The sequence below is a fragment of the Enterococcus mundtii genome, assembly GCF_013394305.1.
Lineage (GTDB): Bacteria > Bacillota > Bacilli > Lactobacillales > Enterococcaceae > Enterococcus_B > Enterococcus_B pernyi.
Window position 1 is genome coordinate 1859910 of record NZ_AP019810.1, and the last position, 25421, is coordinate 1885330.

Consider the following 25421-nt stretch of genomic DNA (forward strand, 5'->3'; position numbering starts at 1 on the left):
TTATTATGGTGAAAAAGCTGATTAAACTTGTTTTGGTAATTGTTCGTAAAAAGCAGCTTTAGTTGCAGTGATGTATGGATTCAACCATAGATAACCGATACCGACTGTGGCAATTGCTAAGATGTGCCATCCGATAAACGATAAGTCTAACCAGAATAATTTTCCTTTGTAGCCATCCATCAATTTACGGCTTGCTGTAATCGTATCAAGGATTTTTGGTTTTTCACCTGTTTCTGTTACGACATCATAGTAAATGAAATAACTTTGAGAATAGGCATACCCTTTGATGATCCCAGGAATGACTAAAAGCAATGCCCATAACGTAGTGAAAATTGTTGTCACTAGTGCTAACAATAGAACGCCACCGAAGAATACGCCTGAAAAACCTCGGAAAGCATCTTTGAATGGTTCGATCGTTGTTCGTTTCCCACGGATAATGTCTAAATAGGTCCAAGAAATCCCACTCATGAATAATGCACTGATGATCGTAGAAACGATCCCTCCACCTGAACTACTGCTACTTGAGCCATTCACCATTTCTTGTATTGAACTACTGTCTTGCATCGATGCAATCAGTAAAGCGGTAGGCAAAGCTAAAATAAGAATAATAGCAATTGTGATCAATGTTGGAATCAGATTCAACAAAATTGCTTGCCCCCAGCGTCCCTTTAAGCTATCTTTTGCTTGTTTTTTTAGTTCCCCAGAAGATACCATACACTTCACTCCTTTTTTTGATACCCTTAGTATATCAAAGAAGGGCCGAATTAGCTCAGGGATTACTCTTTCATTATTGAAAGGTTCGCAAAAAAAGCAGGTTAAAAAGAACTATAAAAAAAGAGAAGCTCTTGCAAAAAGTAGTTGAAAAGATTATGATGGTGGGAGTTGCAAACGCGATTCTATAAAAGAAAGTAGGGAATTGAATGACAGAACCTGCCATTCGTTATCGTTTAATAAAAAAAGAAAAACATACAGGCGCCCGCCTTGGTGAATTGATTACTCCCCATGGAACTTTTCCAACGCCGATGTTTATGCCTGTGGGTACACTAGCTACCGTTAAAACTATGTCGCCGGAAGAACTAAAAGAAATGGGTGCAGGCGTGATTTTGAGTAATACCTATCATTTATGGCTTCGTCCTGGAGAAGATTTGGTCGAAGAAGCAGGTGGCTTGCATAAATTTATGAATTGGGACCAGCCGATTTTAACTGATTCTGGTGGATTTCAAGTCTTCTCATTAAGTGATATGCGTAATATCGTTGAAGAAGGTGTGCATTTCAAAAACCACTTGAACGGCTCAAAAATGTTCTTGTCTCCTGAAAAAGCCATCAACATCCAAAATAAATTAGGTTCTGATATCATGATGAGTTTTGATGAATGTCCTCCATTTGATGAGAGCTATGATTATGTGAAAAAATCAGTTGAACGAACTTCTCGTTGGGCAGAACGTGGATTGAAAGCTCATGCGAATCCAGATCGTCAAGGATTATTTGGTATCATCCAAGGAGCTGGTTTTGAAGATTTACGTAAACAAAGTGCGAAAGACTTAATCAGTATGGATTTCCCTGGGTATTCCATCGGAGGTTTATCTGTCGGTGAACCAAAAGCTGAGATGAACCGTGTCTTAGAATTTACGACGCCATTGATCCCAGATCATAAGCCACGTTATTTGATGGGGGTAGGAGCTGCGGATTCATTGATTGATGGCGTGATTCGTGGAGTCGATATGTTCGACTGTGTTCTACCAACCCGAATCGCTCGTAACGGAACATGTATGACATCGCAAGGACGATTAGTCGTAAAAAATGCGCAATATGCCCGGGACTTCCGTCCAATCGATGAAAAATGTGATTGCTATACTTGTAAAAATTATACGAGAGCATATATTCGTCACTTGATCAAATGTGATGAAACATTTGGCATCCGTTTAACGTCTTATCACAATCTATATTTCTTATTAAACTTGATGAAACAAGTTCGACAAGCGATTATGGATGATAACTTATTAGAGTTTCGTGCAGCCTTTTTCGAAGAGTATGGGTTCAATAAAGAAAACGCAAAAAGTTTCTAGCAGGATTTGTGAAATTTAGTTAAAAAACTAGTTTCTAGCGCCTTTTTCTGCTAAAGTGTTTAGTGTAGATATTTAGTTAGTGAGGTGAAAAAAATGGGTTCATTACCAATGTTAGTGATGTTCGTTGCCCTATTAGGGATGTGGTTCTTTATGTCACGTACACAAAAGAAACAACAACAAGAACGTCAAAACTTGCTTGATAGTATGAAAGCTGGCGATGAAGTAGTCACGATCGGTGGACTTCATGGCGTAGTCTCAGAAATCGACGAGACAAATCGTACAGTTGTTTTAGACTGCGAAGGGATCTTTTTAGAATACGATCGAGCAGCCATCAAAACGGTAAAACCAGGTACAGGCGCGATGACAAGCACACCAATCGCACCACCAGTAGAAGAACCGACAGAACCAGAAGTAATTGAAACTGTTGAAGTTCCAGAAACACCTGAAGAGAAAAAAGAAGAAAAAGAATTATAGACACCGGTTGTTTGCCACGCGTGGGCTAAATGTATACGGAGTTCGATCATTCTTTATCAAAAAGACTGTCGTCATTCCTATCTCGTATAGAGATAAGAAGGCGATCAGTCTTTTTTGTGTGACTTTGCTAAATAAATCACATCTGCCATTATGGAGCGGTCACTCGATAATCTCTCTTGTGGAACGGACTGTTTCTAAAGAAAAATATAACTGTGAAAAAAATCACAAAAAAGTATTTACATCGAAAAAAAAGTGTTGTATGATGTGTATGTGAAATAATTAACAAATAACCATGACTCAGTAGGAGGAACATAATGGCTAAAATAATGGAAAAAGAAGAGACAAAAACTGTTGATGTACAAGCGATGATCGACGATTTAGCGACAAAAGCAAATGTTGCGTTGAAAGAAATGGAAAGTTTTGATCAAGAAAAAGTAGATCACATTGTGCATGAAATGGCAATGGCTGCATTAGATCAGCACATGCCTCTAGCAAAAATGGCTGTCGAAGAAACTGGCCGTGGCATCTATGAAGATAAAGCAATCAAAAATATGTATGCTTCAGAATATATTTGGAACAGTATCAAATATGACAAAACTGTCGGAGTAATCAATGAAGACACTCAAAAAGGATTGATTGAGATTGCTGAACCAGTCGGCGTCGTTTGTGGCGTAACACCAACAACAAACCCAACTTCAACAACAATCTTTAAATCAATGATCGCTTTGAAAACCAGAAACCCAATCGTTTTTGCTTTCCATCCAAGCGCTCAAAAATGTTCCGCTGAGGCAGCAAGAGTCGTTCGTGATGCAGCCATCGCAGCAGGTGCGCCAGAAAACTGTATCCAATGGATCGAGCATCCATCGATCGATGCGACTTCAATGTTGATGAACCACCCAGGAATTGCAATCGTATTAGCAACTGGTGGCGCAGGCATGGTAAAATCCGCTTATTCAACTGGTAAACCAGCTTTAGGTGTTGGACCGGGTAACGTTCCTGCATATATCGAAAAAACAGCAAAAGTAAAACGTGCAGTGAATGACTTGATCGTATCAAAAACATTCGATAACGGCATGATTTGTGCTTCTGAGCAAGCAGTCATCGTAGATAAAGAAATCTATGCAGCCGTAAAAGCAGAATTCCAAGCTCACCAAGTGTACTTCGTCAAACCAGCAGAGCTTTCAAAATTAGAAGATGCTGTCATGAATGAAGGTAAATACGCTGTAAATCCTGCAATCGTGGGACATTCAGCAATGGATATTGCAAAATTAGCAGGGATCAATGTACCAGAAGGAACCAAATTATTAGTGGCAGAATTAGAAGGCGTAGGGCCTGATTATCCACTTTCACGTGAGAAACTTTCACCGGTTTTAGCAATGGTCAAATCAAACAGTACAGAACATGCTTTCGAATTATGTGAAGGAATGTTGAACCTTGGTGGATTAGGGCATACAGCTGTCATCCATTCAGAAAACGAAGAGTTGCATGTTCAATTTGGACTACGCATGAAAGCTTGCCGTATCTTAGTCAACACACCATCAGCAGAAGGCGGAATCGGAAATATCTACAACGAAATGATTCCATCATTGACACTAGGTTGTGGTTCATACGGAAAGAATTCTGTTTCAAGAAACGTATCAGCAGTCAACTTAATCAACGTCAAAACTGTAGCGAAACGGAGAAATAACATGCAATGGTTCAAATTACCACCAAAAATCTTTTTTGAAAAGAATTCTTTGCTTTACTTGGAAAAAATGGAAAACGTTGAACGTGTCATGATCGTTTGTGACCCAGGTATGGTCCAATTCGGCTACTGTGACACTGTAAGAGAAGTATTAGCACGTCGTAAAAATGATGTGAAAATCGAGATCTTTTCAGATGTTGAACCAAACCCTTCAACAAATACAGTTTACGCTGGTACAAAAATGATGGCGGACTTCAAACCAGATACAGTGATCGCTCTTGGGGGCGGATCAGCAATGGATGCGGCGAAAGGCATGTGGATGTTCTATGAGCACCCAGATACTTCATTCTTTGGCGCAAAACAAAAATTCTTAGATATCCGTAAACGTACGTATAAAATCGACAAACCTGAAAAAACACAGTTTGTATGTATCCCAACAACATCAGGAACTGGTTCAGAAGTGACACCATTCGCAGTAATCACAGATAGCGAAACACATGTGAAATATCCATTAGCTGACTACGCATTGACACCAGATGTGGCAATCGTTGATCCACAATTTGTGATGTCAGTTCCCGCTTCTGTTACAGCGGATACAGGTATGGATGTATTGACACATGCTATCGAATCTTATGTCTCTGTGATGGCTTCTGATTACACTCGTGGGTTGAGTTTACAAGCAATCAAATTAGTCTTTGACTACTTGGAAAAATCAGTGAAAACACCAGATATGGAATCACGCGAAAAAATGCATAATGCGTCAACAATGGCTGGTATGGCCTTTGCCAATGCCTTCTTAGGAATTTGTCACTCAGTTGCGCATAAAATCGGTGGAGAATACGGTATCCCTCATGGACGTACAAATGCGATCCTATTGCCGCATATCATCCGCTATAATGCGAAAGATCCACAAAAACATGCGATGTTCCCTAAATATGACTACTTCCGTGCGGATACAGACTACGCGGATATCGCGAAGTTCTTAGGTTTGAAAGGGAAAACAACAGCAGAGCTTGTAGAAGCATTGGCAACAGCTGTTAGCGACTTAGGAAAATCTGTTGGTATCGACATGAGCTTGAGAGCGCAAGGCGTGACGCAAGAAACATTAGACACAACAGTTGATCGCATGGCTGAATTAGCGTATGAAGATCAATGTACAACAGCCAATCCAAAAGAACCATTGATCAGTGAGTTGAAACAAATCATTATCGACGCATATAATGCGTAATTCATAACTAAAAGTTGTCCCAACAACGAATCAAGCATGAGAGAATCTTCTCACTTGGTTCGTTGTTTTTTCTTTTTAAGATAATGTCTATCAAGCGATACACCAGAAGAATTTCCGGAAATAATTCTTGTAGAATCGCTCAATATGTTGTTAGAAGAGAAAAATGTCGTAGCTTTTTTTCTAATATCTAAAAAAAGAAGTATTAGATAACTCGAATAATAGGTATTTTGATGAATATGCTATGCTACTATTTTTCTATAAAAAAGGAGATGAGATCTTGAAGAAATATATTGTTACTTTGTTGATTGCGTGTGTCGTTTCTCTTGGACTATCCTTTCTTTTGGAACGAGAAATCTTACGTAACATTGGCATTGGGTTACTTTTGATCGGAATTGCACTTTCTGGCACAGCAGTTTCAGGGGATCGCATGCGAGCGAATCAGGAAAATAGCGAGTTGGGTTTTCGTAAGAACTACTTTTGGTTTCCTTTACTTGCATGTTTGCCATTTTTTATGGTGTATACATTTTTATTAACGGTTGATTTTGAAGCCATGACGAGCGGTAGGCGTCATGGTTTTTCTTTTGATAGGGCTCTTTTTTACAGAAAACCCATTAATAATCTCGTTATGTCAATTTTAGATAGTTTTTGTTCAAATGATGCTATTTATTGAGAAAGCGTTTACTGATATATTAACAGCATAGAATGAAAGCGTTTAAAAAGGAGAGGGAAAATTGATTATTAAAGAGGAACTATTTGTACAGAAAGAAGTTGTAGAAGGAACGATTGACCGATTAGTGGAGAATTTGACGACGATCAACGATGATTCAGGTGAATTTTTATTGGATTTTGATGGGTTAAAGGTGGATGACAAAAGTTGGTCTATTTGGAACTGGCCACAAGGTGTAGGGCTATACGGTATCTACAAAAATTATCAGTTGACTAAAAATCCTCGTGCGGCGGAAGTGGTGAAGGAATGGTTTGAAGCACGGATGCAAGAAGGCGCACCGCCGAAGAACGTCAATACGATGGCACCAATCCTCACGATGGCGTATTTATATGAGGAGACAGGTGATACACGCTACTTGCCTTACTTGAAGCAATGGGCGGAATGGGTCATGAATGATATGCCTCGGACAGAGGAAGACGGATTACAGCACGCTACATATGGACCGGAAAATAAGAATCAATTGTGGGATGACACCTTGATGATGACGGTTTTGCCATTAGCCAAAATCGGTAAGCTCCTAGATCGTCCAGAATACCTAGAGGAAGCCAGACACCAATTTATGATCCACATCAAATATTTGATGGATAAACGTACAGGTCTTTGGTACCACGGGTGGACCTTTGAAGGTAATCATAATTATGCGGAAGCATTTTGGGGAAGGGGAAATTGTTGGTTGACGATTGCGATTCCTGAAATCATCGCGATTCTGGAACTGAAAGAAGGAGATGCTTTCCGTAAATTATTAATAGAAACGCTAGAAGCCCAAGTGCAAACCTTAGCAGATCAGCAATCAGAAAGTGGCTTATGGCATACCTTGATCGATGATCCAACCTCATACTTAGAATCATCTGCGACAGCAGGTTTTGCTTACGGTATTTTAAAAGCAGTGCATGAGCGCTACTTGCCAAAGAAATATTTAGAAACCGCCTATCGTGCGATCCAAGGGTTGCTTGAGCAAGTAGATGAAACTGGCGAAGTTCAAAATGTTTCGGTAGGTACAGGGATGGGCGATGATTTAGAGTTTTACCGTACGATTGGCAAGACAGCGATGCCTTATGGCCAATCGTTACTTGTATTATGTCTGACAGAATTACTTGTGTCGTATTGTTGATAGAAAGGAGAAAAAAATGAAAAAAACACTTGCTTTTGCTTTTTGTTTACTGGGAATCATCGGTTTGAGTGGTTGTAGTAGTCAGTCAAGTGTTGGTGTTGTCGCAAATGCAGAGGAAGAAGCAACGATCACTTTACGTTTTGCTTATGCCAGTAATAGTCAGCCAGTCATTGATGCAATGAATAAATTCGGAGAGTTAGTAGAAGAAAAAACAGCTGGCTCAGTCAAAGTAAAATATTTTCCTGATGGTCAATTGGGGGGAGAACGTGAATTGATCGAACTGACTCAATCAGGTGCGATTGATTTTACGAAAGTCAGTGCTTCTGCGTTAGAAAGTTTCTCTAAAGTCTATTCGATTTTTTCAGTTCCTTACTTGTTCAATGATGAGCAACATTTCTTCAATGTCATGGAGAACGAAGAGATCATGCCACCCATTTATCAATCAACGACAGATTTAGGTTTTTCTGGTCTCACCTATTATGATTCAGGGCAACGTAGTTTTTATATGGTCGATGGCCCGATCCACACACCGGATGATCTAAAAGGGAAAAAAATCCGCGTGATGCAAAGTGAAACGGCCATTAGAATGGTGGAACTACTAGGTGGATCACCTGTGCCGATGGGCAGTGACGAAGTATATACTTCGCTACAGTCAAACTTGATCAACGGATCAGAGAACAATGAATTTGTTTTGTATACAGCCGGGCATGGTGGTGTAGCCAAGTATTATTCCTATGATGAGCATACACGAGTACCGGATATCATCATCATGAACGATGCGATCAAAGAACGTTTGACTGCTGAGCAACAACAAGCAATCGAAGAAGCGGCGAAAGCATCAACGATTTTTGAAATCGAAGCATTCGCTCAAGCAATCGAAGAAGAAAAAAGAGTGGCAACGGAAGAATATGGCGTCCAGTTCAATGAAGTGGACAATACGCCATTTCGTGAAGCAGTCGCACCGTTGCATGACGAATTCAAAAATCATCCGGATTTTCAGACGCTTTACCGAATGATCCAAGAAGAAGGGGTGTAATCGATGAAAAAAGGAATCAGTCGGCTGTTAGAATTTCTAGGAGCATGTCTGTTGATCGGTATGATCATCATTGTCTTGTGGCAAGTATTCTCGCGAACGATTTTGGGTAATCCAAATACTGTAACAGAAGAATTAGTGCGTTTTGGATTAGTCTGGTTTGCGATGCTATCTTCCGCTTATGTAGTGGGTCAAAAAGGGCACTTAGCAGTTACACTGTTAAGTGAGAAACTGACTGGTAAGAAAGCGAATGTATTGGAGATCGTCGTTCAGTGTCTTTTTCTGGCTTTTGCAATCACGATCATGGTTTATGGTGGTTGGAATGCTGTGACATTGACGATGGGGCAAATTTCCCCTTCATTAGGGATTCCGATGGGCTATGTCTATTTATCGGTGCCGGTCTCAGGTGTTTTGATCATTATCTACAGTTTGATCAATTTGATTGAAGCAATGAATAGGAAGTCTGTCGTTCAGGAAAAGGGATAGGAGGAATTTGATGGCTTTAGAAGCAGGTGCAATTTTATTTTTTGTTTTTGTCTTTTTATTGATTGTTGGAATGCCCATTGCAATCAGTATCGCTTTTTCATCGATGCTCACGTTGTTATTAGTGATTCCCTTTGATGTCGCAGCGTTTAGTTCTGCGCAAAAAATGGTCGGGAGTATCAATAGTTTCTCATTGATTGCCATTCCATTTTTCGTTTTTTCAGGAATCATTATGAACCATGGTGGGATTGCTAAAAAATTAGTTGATTTTGCTATGTTGTTTGTTGGTCGGATCCCTGGGTCTTTGGCCCATACGAATGTTTTAGGAAACGCATTGTTCGGCTCAATCTCCAGTTCGGCGATTGCTACTTCGACAGCGATTGGGGGCGTGCTGATTCCGCAACAAGTCGAAGAAGGGTACGATCGTAAATTTGCGACAGCAGTCAATATTGCTTCGGCACCTACAGGGATGGTGATCCCACCAAGTACAGCATTTATCATGTATTCTTTAGTTGCCGGAGGCGCTTCGATCTCAGCTCTATTTATGGGTGGCTATTTAGTGGGAGCTTTGTGGTCGTTAGGAATCATGCTCGTTGCATTTGTAGTGGCGAAGAAAAATAAATATCCGACAGTACCAAAAGGACAAGGGAAGCAAGTCGGAAAAGTGTTAAAAGAAGCAATCCCAAGTTTAGCTTTGATCGTTATCATCATTGGTGGTATTTTAACAGGATTCTTCACAGCTATCGAAGCATCTGCGATTGCGGTATTGTATTCTTTATTGATCTCCATGTTCTTCTACAAGACAGTGAAACTACAAGATATACCAAAGATGTTGGTACAATCCGTGGCGATGTCGGGAACGATCATGTTTTTATTAGCGACGTCTTCCATGATGTCATTCGCTATGGCATTTACTGGGATACCTCAAGCAATCAGCAGTCTGATCATTGGAGTCACTGATAATCGCTTCATTATTTTATTATTGATCAATATCATTTTGTTACTTGTTGGGATGTTTATGGATGTCGCGCCAGCGATTTTGATTTTTACGCCGATTTTCTTGCCGATCGCGACAAGTGTTGGTGTCGATCCAGTCCACTATGGCTTATTTTCGATCATGAATCTTTGTGTCGGTTCCATTACCCCACCAGTAGGTACCGGACTATATGTAGGAGCGAGTGTTGGTGGAGTTAAAGCAGAAGCAATGTTGAAGCCGCTGTTACCATTTTACGGTGTCATATTAACAGTTTTATTGTTGATTACGTATTTCCCCAAAATCGTGATGTGGTTACCGGATCTATTAGGATAAAGGAGAAACCATGATGAAATTAAACCTAGTCGCCAGAGGGCATGACTTGAGCCATGTACAAACCGTGGATGATTTAGCAAAAAAAGTGACTCAACAAAAAATTTCTACGCTACAATTGGCATTAAGTCGTTCATTTCCTACACTTCCATCAGATGGACAAGCCATCAATGCTGGAATGGGGCAATATATGAAAAATATTCTCGCAAAAGAAGGCATAAGTGTCGGTATCTTAAGCTGTTATATCAACATGATCCATCCTGATCTATTTGTTCGTGAAACGGTGCTTCGTCAATTTGAAAGATATCTCCAATATGCTGCAAGCTTCGGGGCGACGATGGTCGCAACCGAGACGGGGAGCGTGAGTGAAGCAGGTTATACAGAGAAGAACTTTTCGGAGGAGGCCTTTTCACAAATCGTTGAAGCGATTCGCCAGTTAGTGCGAGCTGGCGAAAAATATCGAATGATGGTCGGTATCGAACCAGGGTTGAATCATCCTTTGTATTCGCTTGATCGCGTAGCAGAGTTAATTGAAACAATCGATTCGGATTATCTGGGTATCATTTTAGATCCAACGAATTTGATCACTGCAGAAAATCATCACCAACAAGTTGGATTAGTTGAAGAAGCCTTTGAACGTTTTGGAGAAAAAATTTGCGGATTACATCTAAAAGACTACCTCGTTTCTGATGAAGGGAAGATTATCCCGGCTGATTTAGGTACGGGACTGATTGATTACGAAGCCATCGTAACAATCGCGCAGGAGCATCGTCCGTATCTTTATATCGTTTTAGAAGAAACAAAAGACGATGCGCTAAAGCACGCTGTCTCGATACTGAGTCACGTTACTGGATAAGAAAACGCAGGAATGTGCATTTGCTCATTATTGAGCAATGCGAAAGGGGAGATAGGCATGGAGAAAAAACACATCAATGGAAAAGAAGTCAATACGATGATTTCTGATCAATATGAGATTTATCACGTGAAAGATATCGTTAGTCAAAATAAAACGGTCTATCATCATCATGATTTCTATGAGATCCATGCCACTTTGGAAGGAGAAGCCATTTTTTATTTAGATGGTCGTCAGTTTACGATCCAATCAGGAAATGTTTTATTGATCCATTCAAGAGATCTGCATCGGATCGTTCGTCAATCAACTGATGTATTCGAGCGTGTCTACATGTTTATCACCCCTGCATTCTTAGAGAGTCGTTCCACCAAGTGGTCCAATCTATCCGCCTGTTTTTGGCCGATTGGTGAACGCCGAAGCCGGATATTACATATTGAACCACAAGTACTAAAAGAAAAACTTTCTTTTATCGACCAAACGTTGGATCGAAAAGATTATGGTGCAGATATTCGTTATGAACAAGCGCTAGTCGAATATTTGATTTTTCTCAACCGTATGGTACAGATCGAAGAACATATTTCGGAAGAAAATTTCACTGTACCAAATGAACGGTTAGAAAAAATGCTCCAATTTGTCGCAGAGAATTTGAGTGAACCCCTCTCACTCAAACAAATGGAAAAAGAATTTTTCATCAGTAAATATCACGTGACTCGCGAATTCAAAAAACATACTGGTTTTACCTTTCATCAATACGTGATGAAGAAAAAACTACTTTATTCAAAACAACTATTAAGAGAGTACGGCAACTCAAGTTCCGTTTATAGTAAATGTGGTTTCGCTTCTTATCCTCACTATTTACGCGCATTCAAAACCGAATTTGGCGTAACTCCCAAAGAATTTTTGAAAAAAGATCTGGCAGGAGCGTTTGTTCATTATACGCATTATGAAGAAGAAAACAAAGATCCCTTTTAAATTATCGTTCTTTCCGATATAATTTCCTATATAGAAATAGGAGAGTGGAATATGGAAAATAAAAAACCTTATGGGACCGTTTTAATCAAAGCTTCGCATATTTTAGATTATCTAGCAGAGCATCCAGATGCTTCATTACAAGAAATTGCAAAAGGTATCGACATGACGTCATCTACTGCATTAAAAATTTTAGATACGTTATCCATGATTGGTTATGTAAATAAAAATCAAGAAAAAAATTATCGTTTAGGTGGGAAACTGGTCCGATATGCAAACAAAAATATCGATCAAATCGATCTAGTTGAACGTACTTTGCCATTTTTGGAAAAACTACAACAAACAATTGATGAAACCATTCATCTAGGTATTTTAGACAACAACGAGATTCTCTATGTCAATAAGTTGGACCCTAAAAATCAAACGATCCGTATGTCTTCAAAAATCGGTATCACGAGACCTTTATATAGTTCAGCAATGGGGAAAGCCGTCTTGGCGCATTTTACGGAAGAGCAATATCAACAGTATATCGAACAATGTCCTCTGGTCCCCTTCACTGAATATACAATTACCAATTCTTTAAAACTAAAAAAAGAGATCCAGCAAGTTAAACAAACAAAAATCGCCTTCGATGATGAAGAAGTCGAAAAAGACATTTTTTGCATCGGTACCTCTTTAGTTCATGAGAACCAGGTGGTTGGAGCGTTTAGTGTCAGTATGCCGAAATACCGATTAAGTGAAGAAAGCAAGGCTCAAATCATTCAAACGATCCTGCAAACGAAAGAAGAAATCGAAAAAACTTTTGAAAAAAGCTAAAAAGCGTTTGCGTTTTTTTATTCCTGCCGTATAATGAAGATGTAAATTTCTTTATTGTAAACTATAATTTCCAAATAAGAAATGGGTGGGAAGATGAAAAAAATGGATATCTTATCTCGTTTGAAACAAGCGGGAGTTATTGCAGTCGTACGAGGAGCAACAAATGAAGAAGCACTGAATGCTTGTCACGCGATTATCAAAGGCGGACTAACTGGCATTGAGTTGACTTTCACCGTGCCACAAGCAGATCGAGTAATTAAAGAACTAGTAGAAACCTACAAAGACCAACAGGATGTGGTGATCGGTGCAGGGACAGTGTTGGATGCTATTACTGCGCGTTTAGCGATTTTAGCAGGTGCTGAGTATATCGTCAGCCCCTGTTTTGATCAGGAAACCGCAGAACTATGCAATTTATACCAAATCCCTTATTTACCAGGATGTATGACGATCGATGAAATCAAAACAGCGCTAAAAAGTGGCGTAGACATCGTCAAACTATTTCCTGGAAGTGCTTTCGGTCCAAGTATCATCTCTGCATTCAAAGCGCCGATGCCCCATGTCAATATCATGCCTACTGGTGGGGTCAGTTTAGAAAACATGCAAGAATGGTTTGAGGCAGGCGTGATCACTGTTGGTGTTGGTGGGAACTTGTTGGCTCCAGCAGCTCATGGAGATTTTGAGGAAGTGACAAAAGTCGCACAACAATATGCGGCAAAAATGAAAGAAATTACGAGGTAACCGCTGATGGGAAGAGTCGTGACACTCGGAGAAATCATGCTACGCTTGTCGACAGAACAGGGACAACGGTTACAAGACAGTGATCATTTTTGCGCGCATTATGGCGGTGGGGAAGCGAATGTCGCGATCTCATTAGCAAATTATGGACATATGGTTTCGTTCATGTCAAAAGTCCCAGAACATTCACTGGGTCTGGCAGTCGAAAAACACTTACGAAGCTATGGGGTAGATACTAGCCTACTGCTGAAAGGCGGCCCTCGGCTTGGCACATATTATATGGAAACAGGGATCGGTGAACGTGCGGCTTCAGTCATTTATGATCGTGCTGGTTCTAGTTTCGCGGTGATGGATCGCTTGGAATGGTCACTAGAGGATTGTTTTAAGGGAGTCGATCTATTCCATGTTTCAGGAATCACACCGGCATTATCAGAAAATTGGCGATGGCTGACAAAAGAACTTATGGAAGCAGCCAAACAAGCAGGTTGTCAAATCAGTTTTGATATCAATTATCGGGGCAAGCTGTGGACACAACAAGAAGCGGGTAAAGTGTTAGAACAATTATTACCACTCGTTGATATTTGTTCAGCGGGTGAGATGGATGCGCTTTATTTGTTAGGGATAGCAAAAGCACCTGAAACGACAGTAAATCCACTTATTTATTATTACGAAAAAATGCAAGAAAGATTTCCCAACATCCAAACGTTTTACTCAACCAAACGTACGGTGCATTCAGCGAGTGAAAATGATCTACAAGGTACCTTGTGGATGAAGGATAGCTATTTCGAATCGCCGCTTCATCAAGTCACTTCGATCGTTGATCGTGTGGGTGGAGGAGATGCGTTTGCTGGGGGATTGCTTCATGGAATTTTAGAAGAGATGCAACCACAAGCAATTATTGATTTTGCGACAGCAGCCTCTGCGTTGAAACACACGATTCATGGAGATTGCAACCAATTCAATCAAGCAGAAGTTGCTAGTTTTATCACTAGCGGTTCTGGAAAAATCATTCGATAAAGGAGAGTCTATCAACATGCAAGAAATGGAAACACGTTATACACATAGCCCAGAGGATATCCGTCATTATTCAACAGAACAATTGAGAAATGAATTTTTGGTAGAGAAAGTATTTGTTCCAGGGAAAATCAGTCTTACTTATACGCACAATGATCGTATGATCTTCGGCGGTGTAACACCAACAACTCATCCATTAGAAATCAAACTAGATAAAGAACTAGGTGTTACTTATTTCCTAGAACGTCGCGAGCTTGGTGTGATCAACATCGGCGGACTCGGATTCATTGAAATCGACGGTGAAAAAGAAGAAATGAAGAAACAAGATGGGTATTACATCGGTAAAGAAACGGAGCATGTAGTTTTCTCCTCGGTAGATCCAGAAAACCCTGCAAAATTTTACATCAGTTCTGTGCCAGCACATCACAAATATCCAAATGTAAAAATCAGCATCGATCAAGTGAAACCCATGGAAACAGGCGAAGGCGTCACATTGAATGAGCGCAAAATCTACCAATATATCCATCCAAACGTTTGTGAAAGCTGTCAATTACAGATGGGTTATACCATTTTAGAACCGGGTAGTTCATGGAACACGATGCCTTGTCATACACATGAACGTCGCATGGAAGCTTATGTTTACTTTGATTATGCAAATGAAGATACACGTGTGTTCCATATGATGGGTAAACCAGATGAAACCAAACATTTAGTCGTAGATAATGAACGAGCCGTGATTTCGCCAAGTTGGTCGATCCACTCAGGTGTTGGCACAAGCAATTATTCGTTTATCTGGGCAATGTGTGGTGAAAATATCACCTATACAGATATGGATATGGTATCAATGGATCAATTGAAATAGGAAAGGAAGATAAAAATGTCATTCAATATGGATATGTTTCGCTTAGACAATAAAGTCGCTTTAATCACCGGTGCGGTATACGGAATCGGTTTTGAGATTGCTCGCTCATTAGCAGAAGCTGGAGCAACGATCGTCTTCAATAATTTAACTCAGGAATCAGTAGATGAAGGGATTGCCAACTACAAAGAAATTGGCATTGAAGCAAAAGGCTATGTTTGTGATGTGACGGATGAGTCAGCAGTACAAGCAATGGTCAAACAAATCAAATCAGAAGTTGGTCCAATCGATATTTTGGTCAACAATGCAGGCATCATCAAACGTACACCAATGATCGAAATGGATGTGGCGGATTTCCGTCAAGTCATCGACGTAGACTTGAACGCACCATTTATCATGTCGAAAGCAGTCATCCCAGATATGATTGAAAAAGGTGGTGGGAAAATCATCAATATTTGTTCAATGATGAGTGAACTTGGCCGTGAGACAGTAAGTGCCTATGCTGCTGCTAAAGGCGGATTAAAAATGTTGACGAAAAACATTGCTTCAGAATATGGTCAGTACAACATTCAATGTAATGGGATCGGACCTGGCTATATCGCGACGTCGCAAACAGCGCCATTAAGAGAAACACAAGAAAACGGGGAGCGTCATCCATTTGACCAATTTATCGTTGGCCGTACACCAGCCGCTCGTTGGGGTGATCCAATCGACTTAGCTGGACCATCTGTCTTCTTAGCATCAAGTGCGTCTGATTTTGTTAACGGACATATCTTGTATGTAGATGGCGGTATCTTAGCTTATATCGGAAAACAACCATAATAAACAAAGAATGACGAGTGCATCGTATGCACTCGTCATTTTTATTTGCGCCGACCATATTTTGATAATGGGATGTCTCTGGCTTCGCACCATTCTTTGACCGGGCCAGAAAAAATCAAGGATTGTTTGGTTAAATCACTTGTTTTTGTTGCACCGACCATAGCATAGAGCATTCGTAGTTCTTCTTGCCACTGTGCCATAAGAGCAATCGTCTCCTCAATCCCGTGTGTCATGTAGTGCGTCAAGATCGTTCCGGAAATCCCTACAGCGTTCGCACCAAGACACAATGCTTTAAAGATATCATAAGCATTTCGTATGCCACCCGAAGCAATGATTTCGGCGGCTGTATTTGCTTCGTTCGCTTCAAGTAAGGAGGACACAGTAGATTGCCCCCAATCCGTCAAATAAGCCAATTCACGTTTTTTACGACGAGCATTTTCGATTTGTGTGAAGCTTGTTCCGCTACGTCCACTGACGTCAATCGTCTTGATACCTAGTTCAGACAGTTCAATGATGGTCTCCCTCGTCATCCCAAAGCCCACTTCTTTTACGATCACTGGCACATCAAGAGTTTGTTGGATTTCTGAGATCAGTTCTTTCCACTGCGAAAAATCGCGATCCCCTTCAGGCATGACTAATTCTTGTGGTGCATTTAAATGGATCTGTAACGCATCCGCTTGGAAGAGTGCTACAGCTTCTTGGGCACGTGCGACAGAAGTACCAGCACCGACATTCGCTAAAATCTTCCCTTCAGGATAGACATCTCGCATCACCGTATAAGAATTTGCCAAGGAAGGATCTTTCAAGGCGGCGCTGACAGAACCGGTAGCAACCATCAATCCAGCACTTTTAGCAATCTGTGCAAGGTCATGATTGATCTTTTTTGTTTTTTCACTACCGCCAGTCATGGCATTGATATAGAAAGGACTAGAAAGAGTAAAACCTGCAACTTCTGTCTTCAAAGACACTTCATCGACCTTGCTTTGTGGAAGTGGATGATGGACAAGTCGAACGAAGTCAAATTCATTTATTTGTTTGTTGTGAAATGCTTTAGCTAATGATACATGTTCATCTTTTCGATTCATAACTTGTCCTCTTTCTGTTGATGGTAGACATGTAATGGAAGCGGGGTGATTTCAGCTTCTTCCCAAGCACTCATCAGTGGAAGGATACCTGATTTTTGGTCCACGATCACGATGCCACAATCCCCACCGCCAGCGCCAGAAGATTTCGCCGCGCCTTCAAATTGTTCAGCTAAACAACACAGTTTATTTAATGCTGGTGTTTCAATCAACACGCCAGTGATGGCAGACAGATCACGCAATAATTCACGATTTTTACGAATCATTTCTTGGATCAAAGCAACGTCGTTTTCTTTAAAACCTTGGATCATCGTGTTGACGCAAAGCGTACTATCTTCAAGGAATTGTTGATACGCCGCCATTTTATCTTCACGAGAGCGATGTACTTGGTCCACTAAGTCGGAAGTAGAGGCAGGACTACCAGTCCAACCAATCAATAAACGGAGATCTTCCGGAGTGTGTAAGGATTCAATAGATAAACCAGGCCAATCGAGCGCTAATAATTCACTGATCGTTTTACTTGATTCTTGTTCTTTGAGCCATTGGTGGTCAAAAGTGGAGAAGGCGATCCAACCACCATAACAGCTAGCCGCAATATCACCACAAGAACCATTGTCTTGGACAGCTAGATTAGCTAAGGCTGCAATTTTAAAAATCTCAAGCTGAGATAAATTCAGTGCATAAAATTGGTTCAATGCTCGTACAGTCGCTACCGCTACTGCGCCACTAGAACCTAGTCCATACTTCCTACCATTTGAGCTATCTAATTCACTGGTTACCTTCAAGTCATAAAATGAAAGAAGAATGTTTTTTTCCTGTGCATATTTCTCAGTTAAACGTATAGCAGCAAGGATATAATGGAACGGGTTTTCACGGATATCTAGAATGAGTTCGCCTTTTCGTCTTGTCCAACGCACAGGCATTTCGCTATATTGTGCAGATTGGATACTCCCGACTTTCCGAGCAGCTTTCACTGTTACTGTGACGAATTGATCGACTGCCACGATGATTGCAGGATGCCCCGTTTCGACAACTGCGTATTCTCCAGCGATATAAAGTTTTCCAGGTGCAGATACTTCAACCATAACAATCTCCCTTTATTCAATAATCGTGATTCCTTGCCCAGCATGAGCAAGAATCACTTGTTGACGACTAAATAATTCAATGAATTTTGCTTGAACAGCCGTTTGATTTTTCTTTTCAACTAATACTTTGACGTTTGGGCCTGCATCCATCGTGAAATAGCAAGGAATGCCTGAAGCACGTAGTTCACGAACCGTTTGCATCGCCTTCAGACTATCTGGAGACCAGTAGGTGAAGGGTGGATTAGCCGCTAACGTGGTGCCGTGCATTTTTAACCCATTTCGCTCCATGATTTCGCCCATTTTTTGGAACGATTTTTCAGCGATTGCTTGTTTCAGCTCCCGTAGATCTGTTTCGACTGAATCAAGCCACCCTTGATAAAAATGTGAAGTTTTCACTGTTCGGCGCATTCCATCACGACTAGATACATCTTTTTGTTGATCATTGATCAATACAAATACCATGGCGAGTTCGTCTTCAAATCCATTAGAAGGGATTTGTTGCGCATATGAAGTTTGGTCATCATGCCCTTTTTCCCATTCCACGAAGCCACCAAAAATACTACGACAAGCAGAGCCAGAGCCGCGACGAGCTAGTCTGGACAGGGATTGTTTATCCAATTCTAGTCCTAGGGCTTCATTACAGGCGCCGGCTAACGCAGCTAGACCGCTTGCAGAGGAAGCTAACCCTGCGGCTGTTGGAACAAAGTTATGGCTGATCACTTTTGCGCGTTTGTTTGTATTCGCTTGTATGCGTACAAGATCAAGGAAGCGACTGACTTTTTTGGTGGCTGCTTCTGTTTGTAATTCATGATCTAAATAGAACAGATCGTCTGTGAACGAATCTGAAAAAATCACTTCGGTTTCTGTGTAGAAAGCATCGAGAGTGAGAGATAAACTGTTGTTCATCGGAAGAATCAATTCTTCATTTTTTTTGCCCCAATATTTGATCAAGGCGATATTTGTATAAGCACGGGCTTTACCACTAAGCATAGGTATGTACTCCTAATCCTTGAATCCAAGTTTCAGCTGCGCCTGCTTGTATTAGTGCGTGGCTGATTTCTTGAGCTTCTGTTTTTGTTTGTGCTAAGGCAATCATACATCCACCACGTCCGCCACCGGTCAATTTTGCTCCTAAAGCGCCAGCAGCACGTGCGGTAGCGATCAGAGTATCTAAAAAGTCATTACTGATCGTCAAACTTTTTAGAATGCGCTGGGCATCATTCATTGCTTCAGCTAACTTTTCTGGCGAATTGTCGATAATTGCTTTTTTAGCTTGTTTCGTCAAGTATCCTAGTTGTTGGATTTTTTGTCCAGTTTTCTGCGCATCTTTCTCAAAAAGGTGTGCGACATCTTTCACCGCTGCACGTGTTTGTCCTTTGATTCCCGTATCAGCGACAATCAAGAAAGCATCGATATTCAACGCAAAATAATCAAAAGGATGGCCTTTTGTAAAATAAATCGGTTCGAATCCACTTGTTGCGGCAGCATCGATTCCACTGGGGTTTCCATGTGCGATTTTTTCAGAAACTTGCACATGCGCCAATAATTGTTCTCGTGATAATGGCAACTCATAGGCGGAATAAAAAGCTCGTGTGATCGCAGTAGCTACGGCTGCACTGGAACCCATTCCACGTTCTGCAGGGATGGTGCTTTCAATCGTTAAACGCAAGGTGTCTTGCACATGGTAGTGAGTTTTCAGACCAGCAATCAGCTGTTTGATATTATTCAACGCATGTGGTGCATCATGTAAATTTCCTATATAGTAGGAAGAAATAAGTTGATCTTTATTGAATGATTGGAGTGCTTCAAGTGTAGCTGTTACTTTTGTTGCATAAAACGGAAAGGCAATGGCAGGCTCGCCGTAAACGACAGCATGCTCACCCATTAAAATCAGTTTTCCACTCGATTCCCCTTGGCCATGAATTGCCATAATACAACTCCTTCTTTTCCTCTAAGAGTAGCTTTTTAACAAAAAATAAAGCGCCTATTACTATGTGCGCAATGTTTGTCCAAAAAAACAGTCCTTCTTTATTTTACTAAAACCAGTCAAGAAGTAAAATAAAGAATACGATTTCTCGACAAAAAACGTGATTTTCTTAATAAAATTTTGATTTTTCATAGGAAAGAATCTTGTCGATTTCGTTTGACACCACAAGATATTGGGGTTATATTTAGAAACATGAGAAAAAAACACTGTATTTAGTGGGAGAAGTGAGTTGGAGGGAAATGAGTGTGATTGTTTTAGCAGGAACGATAGGAGCAGGGAAATCAAGCTTAACAAAAATGATTGCTGACCATTTTAAGAGTCAGGCGTTTTACGAATCAATCGATGACAACGAAGTATTGCCTTTGTTTTATGCAAACCCTGAACAATATGCGTTTTTATTGCAAATTTATTTTTTGAATAAGCGATTTGCAAGTATCAAGCAAGCGATGCAAGAGGATAACAATGTGTTAGATCGTTCGATTTATGAAGATTCATTATTATTTCATTTAAATGCAGATCTTGGTCGAGCGACAGCGACAGAAGTCCAAGTCTACGATGAATTATTGGCGAACATGATGGAAGAATTGCCCTATGCGGCATCGAAAAAACATCCCGATCTATTGGTTCATATTCGCGTATCTTTTTCAACCATGTTAGAACGGATCGAAAAAAGAGGGCGGGCATATGAACAACTTTCTTTTGACCCTAGTCTCTATGAGTATTATCAAGAATTGAATCGCCGTTATGATGAATGGTATGAAGCTTACGATGAAAGTCCTAAGATCCAAATCGACGGTGACTGTTTGAACTTTGTGGAAGATGAAGCAGCTAGAGTACAAGTGTTACAAATGATTGAAGAAAAACTAATGGAGATCCGTGAAGAAGTCAGCATATAAAAAATGTTCTGACTTAAGTGGAACTTTGAATTGTCCGAATAAAAAATCACAAAAAAGAGGCAACCACAAATGAGTGATTGCCTCTTGCTTATTTGAATCGTTGTTTAGTCGAATAAAGGGTAGTGAGTTGATTTATTTAGGGTAGAATAATGAGTGAGCAATGCCTGGTGCCCAGTTTGTATCACCGTAGTTCAAGTGAGACTGCCAAGTAATATAAGTCACACCATTGTGGACAACTTCTTCACCGGCTGTATAAGAAACAGGTGAGAAGAAGCTACCTACTGTCCATTGACGTCCAGTAACGACTTCACCGCCGCCGTTTCCGCCATCGCCACCATTTTCGTCACCGCCGCCATTTTCATCGCGATCAGTTGTGATTGTTAATGTGTTACTTGCATCTGAAACATCGCCTTCATTGCTGATTGCGCGTACTACAAATGAGTATTGTGTCTCAGCTTTTAAGCCTTCTACTTCAAAAACAGTTTCAGTTGTTGAACCAATTACTTGGCCATCACGCAAGATTTCGTATTCTTTGATTCCTTTTGAGTGAGTAGAAGCTCCCCACATCAATGAAACGCTAGAACTTGTCTGACCCATTGAGTGTAAGTGGCTAGGTGCAGTTGGTTTTTCTTCTGTAGTTTCAGATAAAGTTGTAACAGATAAAGCTGTTCTTTCAGAAACTAGCCCTGTTTGTCCAACTGCTTCGATTTCATATTTATATGTAGTTTCTGCAGTTAGGTTTTGATCGCTGAAATCTGGTGAAGCTGTGTTTCCTAATAATTGACCATCACGGTAAACGTTGAATGATGAAGCATTTGCTTGTCCATCCCAAGTCAATTGAGTTGTTGAAGAAGTTACATTAGTAGTACGAACGTTACGTGGTGCTGTTGGTGCTACTGGAATTGCTGAATCACCTTTCAAGTTCACATCGATTACTTGGTAGAATGCCATTGCTGTATCATCTACATCCCAAACAGCTAGAACAACATGGTAACCAAGACGGTCATTAGGGATGTTCACTAAGTGTGATGGATTTGTTGAAGCTTGAGCCCCACCATGGTTGATCGTTGTTAACAATTCAAAATCGCTACGATCTAATTGATCGTTTGGATTCCAATCTGCTTTTGTGATATAGTAATGCCATTTAGTTGTAGGGTGAGTCGCGGTATAACGCCAAGTAAATGTATTAGGACCTGTGTTCAAATCTTGTTTTGTCCACATGGTCGAAGTTTGACGGTCTAAGTTGAAGTTGTTTCCAACAGCACCGTTTGCAGAAGCGATGCGTCCGTCAGCAGGGCCAGCTTGCGGAAAACCTTTTAATGCTTCTAATGATTGTGGTTCATAAATCACTGGACCGTATTTTGCTAATGCTGCATTATGGTTCACATTACGGTCTAAGGAACCTTGGTATGAACGACTGATCGGTGACTGCACATAACCGTGAGCTGAAGCGTCTTGTCCTCCGATAGATAAACCTACTCCTAATAAAACGCTAGAGCATAGAACTGTTGCTAAAATTTGTTTTTTCATGTTTCCCTCCATAGATAAAATGATATTTTAGATAACTAATAAGGTCGATGAGTATGACTCGTTCGATGTGCCTCGTTGTTATCTGTATTTAATATTATCAGAGAATTGCACTATTGAATAATCTGTTTATACCGAACATTAGGTAAAATTGGGTCTTGACTTCAAATGATGGTATTTTTATCCAAAACATGAATAAATATTGTTTTAAAGGCGTTTTTGTTGTCTTTTTTATTTGTTATTAGTTATTTGTTTTGCATAATAAATAACAAGGAAAAAATAAAAAGATAAAATTTGATTCTAATTGAGAAAGGTTGAAGTAGCGTTTATAGTTATTTTTAACGTTTACTTATTTTTAAAATATATCTTTTTATTGGCTGTTTTATTCCTTTTTTATGGATTTGACCATCAATTTTTTGGTCTGAGATTGTGATAGGAGCGTTCGGTCTTATTATCGAAAAAAGTCAAATTAGAATATCGTTTATTTGGATTCAAGAGTTTCGAGAGGACTAAATACCACCTCTCAAGCAATTCTATCTATTTTATCTATTTATAGAAGGAACGGGATACGAAGTGGGAGGGAATGTATTTTGCAATCTGTGATAATGGATAAGCGCTTTGAAAAAAATAGCACCTGTAATATTCGTCTCGAATGTTACAGGTGCTGGCTTATTTTTGAGGCAAAGAAAGTTGTTCTAGCCTCATTTTTATAGGGTTTTGTTTACGTGGAATGTTTTCTATATTATCGTTTTAATTACGTTGATAAGGTTTATTTTATTTAGGATAGAATAAGGCATGGGCAATTCCTGGCGCCCAGTTTGTATCACCATAGTTCAAGTGAGATTGCCAAGTGATATATGTCACACCGTTGTGAACAACTTCTTCACCGGCTGTATAAGAAACCGGTGCGAATAAGCTTCCTACTGTCCATTGACGTCCTGGAGTGACTTCACCACCCCCGTCGCCGCCATTGTCATCGCGATCTGTCGTAATAGATAACGCATTGCTTGCATCAGATAGTTCATCCGTATTGCTGACTGCGCGAACCACGAATGAGTAGGTAGTGTTTGCAGCTAATCCAGACACTTCGTATTCTGTTTCTTTTGTTGAACCAATCAATTGATTGTTACGGTAGATGTTGTATTGTTTGATTCCTTTTGAATGAGTAGAAGCGCCCCACATCAATGAAACACTTGAACTTGTTTGACCCATCGAGTGTAAGTGAGTTGGTGTAGTTGGTTTTTCTTGTGTATTTTCTGTTGTAGTTTTTACTGTCAAAGCTGTTTTAGCAGAGACTAAGCCAGTTTGTCCAACTGCTTCGATTTCATAATTATAAGATGTATCCGCAGTTAAGTTTGTATCACTGAAATCTGGTGTTGTTGTGTTTCCAAGCAATACGCCATCACGGTAAACGTTGTAAGAGGCTGTATTCGCTTGGCTGTTCCAAGCTAATTGGACAGTTGAAGAAGTCACATTCGTCGCACGAACGTTTTGTGGTGCTGTTGGTGCTACTGGAATTGCTGAATCACCTTTCAAGTTGACGTCGACTACTTGATAGAATGCAGCGCCTGTGTCATGGATATCCCAAACAGCTAGAACGACATGGTAACCAAGCCGATCCTTTGGTATATTCACTGAATGCGATGGATTAGTCGAAGCTTGTGCCCCGTGATGATCGATAGTTGCTAATAATTCCAAATCGCTACGTTTTAAGGGCTCATTTGGGTTCCAACCTACTTTAGTAATATAATAATGCCATTTAGTGGTACGGTGAGATTGTGTATAACGCCATCTGAATGTATTCACACCAGTATCTAAGTTTTGTTTTGTCCACATCGTTTCTGTTTGGTTATCTAGTAAGAAGCTTCCTCCAACTGCACCATTTGCAGAAGCGATGCGTCCGTCAGCAGGGCCAGCTGCTGGGAAGCCTTTAGCAGTTTCTAATGATTGTGGTTCATAAATCACTGGACCATATTTTGCTGCTGCAGCGGATAAATTAACATTACGGTCTAAGTGTCCTTGATACGCACGACTGATCGGTGATTCGACATAACCGTGAGCAGAAGCGTCTTGTTCCCCAATCGTTAAGCTTGCTCCAAATAAAATCCCCGAGCATAAAACTGTACCAAAAATTTGTTTTTTCATTTTTTCCTCCATATGTAAATAAGATTTAGATAACGAATAATAAAAAACGAATTTCGTAATTATCTCTCTTTTGTGTTATCTGGGATTAAGATTATCAAATAAAATGAATAGTTACGAATCAGTTTATACCGATGTGTAGGTAAAAAAATGATAGAAACATAAATAGTATGATTTGTTATAACGTTGATTTTTTAAGGATGTAGGTACCATATTTGGAAAATGAGAACATTTTTTTATAAAAAAATATTTCTTGGGATTAAGAATTGAATGATTTTGTTCAGATTCTATTTTAGTTATCTTAAAATAAAAGAAGTGAAATTATATAAAACGTAAATGAGGTAGTAGCAGAAGGGTGACAGATTCGATTGGTGATAAGGGAAGTAACAAAAATATCTAATTGCTGAGCTGTATGAGAAGAAGAACTGCTACGATTAAATAGAAAAAAGTGAAGAAATGATTGACAAAAAGAAATAGATTTGGTATGATAATTAAGTTGAGAAATAAAAGCAGAAGCACCCG

Annotated in this window: 23 protein-coding genes and 1 other annotated feature (1 of these 24 only partly in view); of the genes, 16 read left to right on the plus strand and 7 right to left on the minus strand. The window is 40.1% G+C overall.

Features of this window, described 5'->3' with window-relative positions:
• Positions 1 to 21: 21 nt before the first annotated feature.
• Complete coding sequence (locus HZ311_RS09000; protein WP_023518956.1) at positions 22 to 714, minus strand: DUF975 family protein; 693 nt, start codon at positions 712 to 714, stop codon at positions 22 to 24.
• 206 nt (positions 715 to 920) lie between these two features.
• Here HZ311_RS09000 and tgt point away from each other — a divergent pair, with 206 nt between their 5' ends.
• From tgt to HZ311_RS09075, 15 genes are all read left to right on the plus strand, one after another.
• On the plus strand, positions 921 to 2066 hold the full coding sequence (gene tgt / locus HZ311_RS09005; protein WP_010736591.1) for a tRNA guanosine(34) transglycosylase Tgt: 1146 nt from the start codon (positions 921 to 923) through the stop codon (positions 2064 to 2066).
• A 93-nt stretch (positions 2067 to 2159) separates the two neighbouring features.
• Positions 2160 to 2540 (plus strand): preprotein translocase subunit YajC, encoded by a 381-nt coding sequence (yajC, locus tag HZ311_RS09010; protein ID WP_178946632.1) that lies wholly within the window; start codon positions 2160 to 2162, stop codon positions 2538 to 2540.
• 314 nt (positions 2541 to 2854) lie between these two features.
• Positions 2855 to 5452, plus strand: a complete 2598-nt coding sequence (adhE, locus tag HZ311_RS09015) for a bifunctional acetaldehyde-CoA/alcohol dehydrogenase (protein ID WP_019722420.1) — start codon at positions 2855 to 2857, stop codon at positions 5450 to 5452.
• A gap of 277 nt (positions 5453 to 5729) precedes the next feature.
• Positions 5730 to 6122 (plus strand): hypothetical protein, encoded by a 393-nt coding sequence (locus HZ311_RS15765; RefSeq protein ID WP_232092475.1) that lies wholly within the window; start codon positions 5730 to 5732, stop codon positions 6120 to 6122.
• 61 nt (positions 6123 to 6183) lie between these two features.
• The gene (gene bglB, locus HZ311_RS09025; RefSeq protein ID WP_178946633.1) at positions 6184 to 7290 is read left to right on the plus strand and encodes a beta-galactosidase BglB; all 1107 of its coding nucleotides are present in this window, start codon (positions 6184 to 6186) and stop codon (positions 7288 to 7290) included.
• A 16-nt stretch (positions 7291 to 7306) separates the two neighbouring features.
• Complete coding sequence (locus HZ311_RS09030) at positions 7307 to 8326, plus strand: TRAP transporter substrate-binding protein (RefSeq protein WP_010736586.1); 1020 nt, start codon at positions 7307 to 7309, stop codon at positions 8324 to 8326.
• A gap of 3 nt (positions 8327 to 8329) precedes the next feature.
• Positions 8330 to 8809, plus strand: coding sequence for a TRAP transporter small permease (locus HZ311_RS09035; RefSeq protein ID WP_010736585.1), 480 nt, complete (start codon positions 8330 to 8332; stop codon positions 8807 to 8809).
• A gap of 10 nt (positions 8810 to 8819) precedes the next feature.
• Positions 8820 to 10115 (plus strand): TRAP transporter large permease, encoded by a 1296-nt coding sequence (locus HZ311_RS09040; RefSeq protein WP_023518959.1) that lies wholly within the window; start codon positions 8820 to 8822, stop codon positions 10113 to 10115.
• Between the two features lie 10 nt (positions 10116 to 10125).
• The gene (locus HZ311_RS09045) at positions 10126 to 10968 is read left to right on the plus strand and encodes a sugar phosphate isomerase/epimerase family protein (RefSeq protein ID WP_041684163.1); all 843 of its coding nucleotides are present in this window, start codon (positions 10126 to 10128) and stop codon (positions 10966 to 10968) included.
• 57 nt (positions 10969 to 11025) lie between these two features.
• Entirely contained in the window at positions 11026 to 11937 is a 912-nt protein-coding gene (locus HZ311_RS09050) for an AraC family transcriptional regulator (protein ID WP_023518961.1), read from the plus strand.
• Between the two features lie 51 nt (positions 11938 to 11988).
• Positions 11989 to 12750, plus strand: coding sequence for an IclR family transcriptional regulator (locus HZ311_RS09055; protein WP_010736580.1), 762 nt, complete (start codon positions 11989 to 11991; stop codon positions 12748 to 12750).
• 93 nt (positions 12751 to 12843) lie between these two features.
• Complete coding sequence (locus tag HZ311_RS09060; RefSeq protein ID WP_041684164.1) at positions 12844 to 13488, plus strand: bifunctional 4-hydroxy-2-oxoglutarate aldolase/2-dehydro-3-deoxy-phosphogluconate aldolase; 645 nt, start codon at positions 12844 to 12846, stop codon at positions 13486 to 13488.
• 6 nt (positions 13489 to 13494) lie between these two features.
• Positions 13495 to 14502 carry a sugar kinase gene (locus tag HZ311_RS09065; protein WP_010736578.1) on the plus strand — a complete coding sequence of 336 codons (1008 nt, stop codon included), beginning with the start codon at positions 13495 to 13497 and terminating at the stop codon, positions 14500 to 14502.
• Positions 14503 to 14518: 16 nt separating this feature from the next.
• Positions 14519 to 15361, plus strand: coding sequence for a 5-dehydro-4-deoxy-D-glucuronate isomerase (gene kduI, locus HZ311_RS09070; RefSeq protein WP_178946634.1), 843 nt, complete (start codon positions 14519 to 14521; stop codon positions 15359 to 15361).
• 15 nt (positions 15362 to 15376) lie between these two features.
• Positions 15377 to 16180 (plus strand): gluconate 5-dehydrogenase, encoded by an 804-nt coding sequence (locus HZ311_RS09075; RefSeq protein WP_023518964.1) that lies wholly within the window; start codon positions 15377 to 15379, stop codon positions 16178 to 16180.
• A 41-nt stretch (positions 16181 to 16221) separates the two neighbouring features.
• Here the strand turns inward: HZ311_RS09075 and fni are convergent, their stop codons facing one another.
• Genes fni through mvk form a run of 4 tightly spaced genes read right to left on the minus strand, consistent with a single transcriptional unit; the run spans position 16222 to position 20277 of the window.
• A complete protein-coding gene (gene fni / locus HZ311_RS09080) occupies positions 16222 to 17265 on the minus strand; it encodes a type 2 isopentenyl-diphosphate Delta-isomerase (protein WP_010736575.1) in 1044 nt (347 codons plus the stop codon).
• The gene (locus tag HZ311_RS09085; RefSeq protein WP_023518965.1) at positions 17262 to 18347 is read right to left on the minus strand and encodes a phosphomevalonate kinase; all 1086 of its coding nucleotides are present in this window, start codon (positions 18345 to 18347) and stop codon (positions 17262 to 17264) included. The genes fni and HZ311_RS09085 overlap by 4 nt, the downstream gene beginning before the upstream one ends.
• 12 nt (positions 18348 to 18359) lie before the next feature.
• On the minus strand, positions 18360 to 19337 hold the full coding sequence (gene mvaD, locus HZ311_RS09090) for a diphosphomevalonate decarboxylase (protein WP_010736573.1): 978 nt from the start codon (positions 19335 to 19337) through the stop codon (positions 18360 to 18362).
• A complete protein-coding gene (gene mvk, locus HZ311_RS09095) occupies positions 19330 to 20277 on the minus strand; it encodes a mevalonate kinase (RefSeq protein ID WP_010736572.1) in 948 nt (315 codons plus the stop codon). Before mvk ends, mvaD begins: the two co-directional genes overlap by 8 nt.
• A 296-nt stretch (positions 20278 to 20573) precedes the next feature.
• On the opposite strand from mvk, the gene HZ311_RS09100 reads away from it, so the two are divergent.
• A complete protein-coding gene (locus tag HZ311_RS09100) occupies positions 20574 to 21230 on the plus strand; it encodes a deoxynucleoside kinase (protein ID WP_023518966.1) in 657 nt (218 codons plus the stop codon).
• Positions 21231 to 21362: 132 nt separating this feature from the next.
• On the opposite strand, the gene HZ311_RS09105 is transcribed toward HZ311_RS09100, so the two are convergent.
• Positions 21363 to 22760: a lytic polysaccharide monooxygenase gene (locus HZ311_RS09105; RefSeq protein ID WP_023518967.1), complete on the minus strand. Its 1398-nt coding sequence runs from the start codon at positions 22758 to 22760 to the stop codon at positions 21363 to 21365.
• Positions 22761 to 23531: 771 nt separating this feature from the next.
• Positions 23532 to 24902 carry a lytic polysaccharide monooxygenase gene (locus HZ311_RS09110; protein ID WP_137071930.1) on the minus strand — a complete coding sequence of 457 codons (1371 nt, stop codon included), beginning with the start codon at positions 24900 to 24902 and terminating at the stop codon, positions 23532 to 23534.
• A gap of 498 nt (positions 24903 to 25400) precedes the next feature.
• Positions 25401 to 25421, plus strand: a sequence feature (ribosomal protein L20 leader region); it runs 109 nt beyond the window's last position.

Bases quoted from the DNA above. Each gene is read 5' to 3' on its own strand.
- HZ311_RS09065 (WP_010736578.1), top strand. From the start codon at position 13,495: ATGGGAAGAGTCGTGACACTCGGAGAAATCATGCTACGCTTGTCGACA.
- mvk (WP_010736572.1), bottom strand. From the start codon at position 20,277: ATGGCAATTCATGGCCAAGGGGAATCGAGTGGAAAACTGATTTTAATG.
- HZ311_RS09040 (WP_023518959.1), top strand. From the start codon at position 8,820: ATGGCTTTAGAAGCAGGTGCAATTTTATTTTTTGTTTTTGTCTTTTTA.
- HZ311_RS09075 (WP_023518964.1), top strand. From the start codon at position 15,377: ATGTCATTCAATATGGATATGTTTCGCTTAGACAATAAAGTCGCTTTA.
- tgt (WP_010736591.1), top strand. From the start codon at position 921: ATGACAGAACCTGCCATTCGTTATCGTTTAATAAAAAAAGAAAAACAT.
- HZ311_RS09055 (WP_010736580.1), top strand. From the start codon at position 11,989: ATGGAAAATAAAAAACCTTATGGGACCGTTTTAATCAAAGCTTCGCAT.
- HZ311_RS09000 (WP_023518956.1), bottom strand. From the start codon at position 714: ATGGTATCTTCTGGGGAACTAAAAAAACAAGCAAAAGATAGCTTAAAG.
- HZ311_RS09045 (WP_041684163.1), top strand. From the start codon at position 10,126: ATGATGAAATTAAACCTAGTCGCCAGAGGGCATGACTTGAGCCATGTA.
- HZ311_RS09100 (WP_023518966.1), top strand. From the start codon at position 20,574: ATGAGTGTGATTGTTTTAGCAGGAACGATAGGAGCAGGGAAATCAAGC.
- HZ311_RS09030 (WP_010736586.1), top strand. From the start codon at position 7,307: ATGAAAAAAACACTTGCTTTTGCTTTTTGTTTACTGGGAATCATCGGT.
- HZ311_RS09085 (WP_023518965.1), bottom strand. From the start codon at position 18,347: ATGGTTGAAGTATCTGCACCTGGAAAACTTTATATCGCTGGAGAATAC.
- mvaD (WP_010736573.1), bottom strand. From the start codon at position 19,337: ATGCTTAGTGGTAAAGCCCGTGCTTATACAAATATCGCCTTGATCAAA.
- HZ311_RS09035 (WP_010736585.1), top strand. From the start codon at position 8,330: ATGAAAAAAGGAATCAGTCGGCTGTTAGAATTTCTAGGAGCATGTCTG.
- HZ311_RS09050 (WP_023518961.1), top strand. From the start codon at position 11,026: ATGGAGAAAAAACACATCAATGGAAAAGAAGTCAATACGATGATTTCT.
- HZ311_RS09105 (WP_023518967.1), bottom strand. From the start codon at position 22,760: ATGAAAAAACAAATTTTAGCAACAGTTCTATGCTCTAGCGTTTTATTA.
- adhE (WP_019722420.1), top strand. From the start codon at position 2,855: ATGGCTAAAATAATGGAAAAAGAAGAGACAAAAACTGTTGATGTACAA.
- fni (WP_010736575.1), bottom strand. From the start codon at position 17,265: ATGAATCGAAAAGATGAACATGTATCATTAGCTAAAGCATTTCACAAC.
- kduI (WP_178946634.1), top strand. From the start codon at position 14,519: ATGCAAGAAATGGAAACACGTTATACACATAGCCCAGAGGATATCCGT.
- HZ311_RS09110 (WP_137071930.1), bottom strand. From the start codon at position 24,902: ATGAAAAAACAAATTTTTGGTACAGTTTTATGCTCGGGGATTTTATTT.
- yajC (WP_178946632.1), top strand. From the start codon at position 2,160: ATGGGTTCATTACCAATGTTAGTGATGTTCGTTGCCCTATTAGGGATG.
- HZ311_RS09060 (WP_041684164.1), top strand. From the start codon at position 12,844: ATGAAAAAAATGGATATCTTATCTCGTTTGAAACAAGCGGGAGTTATT.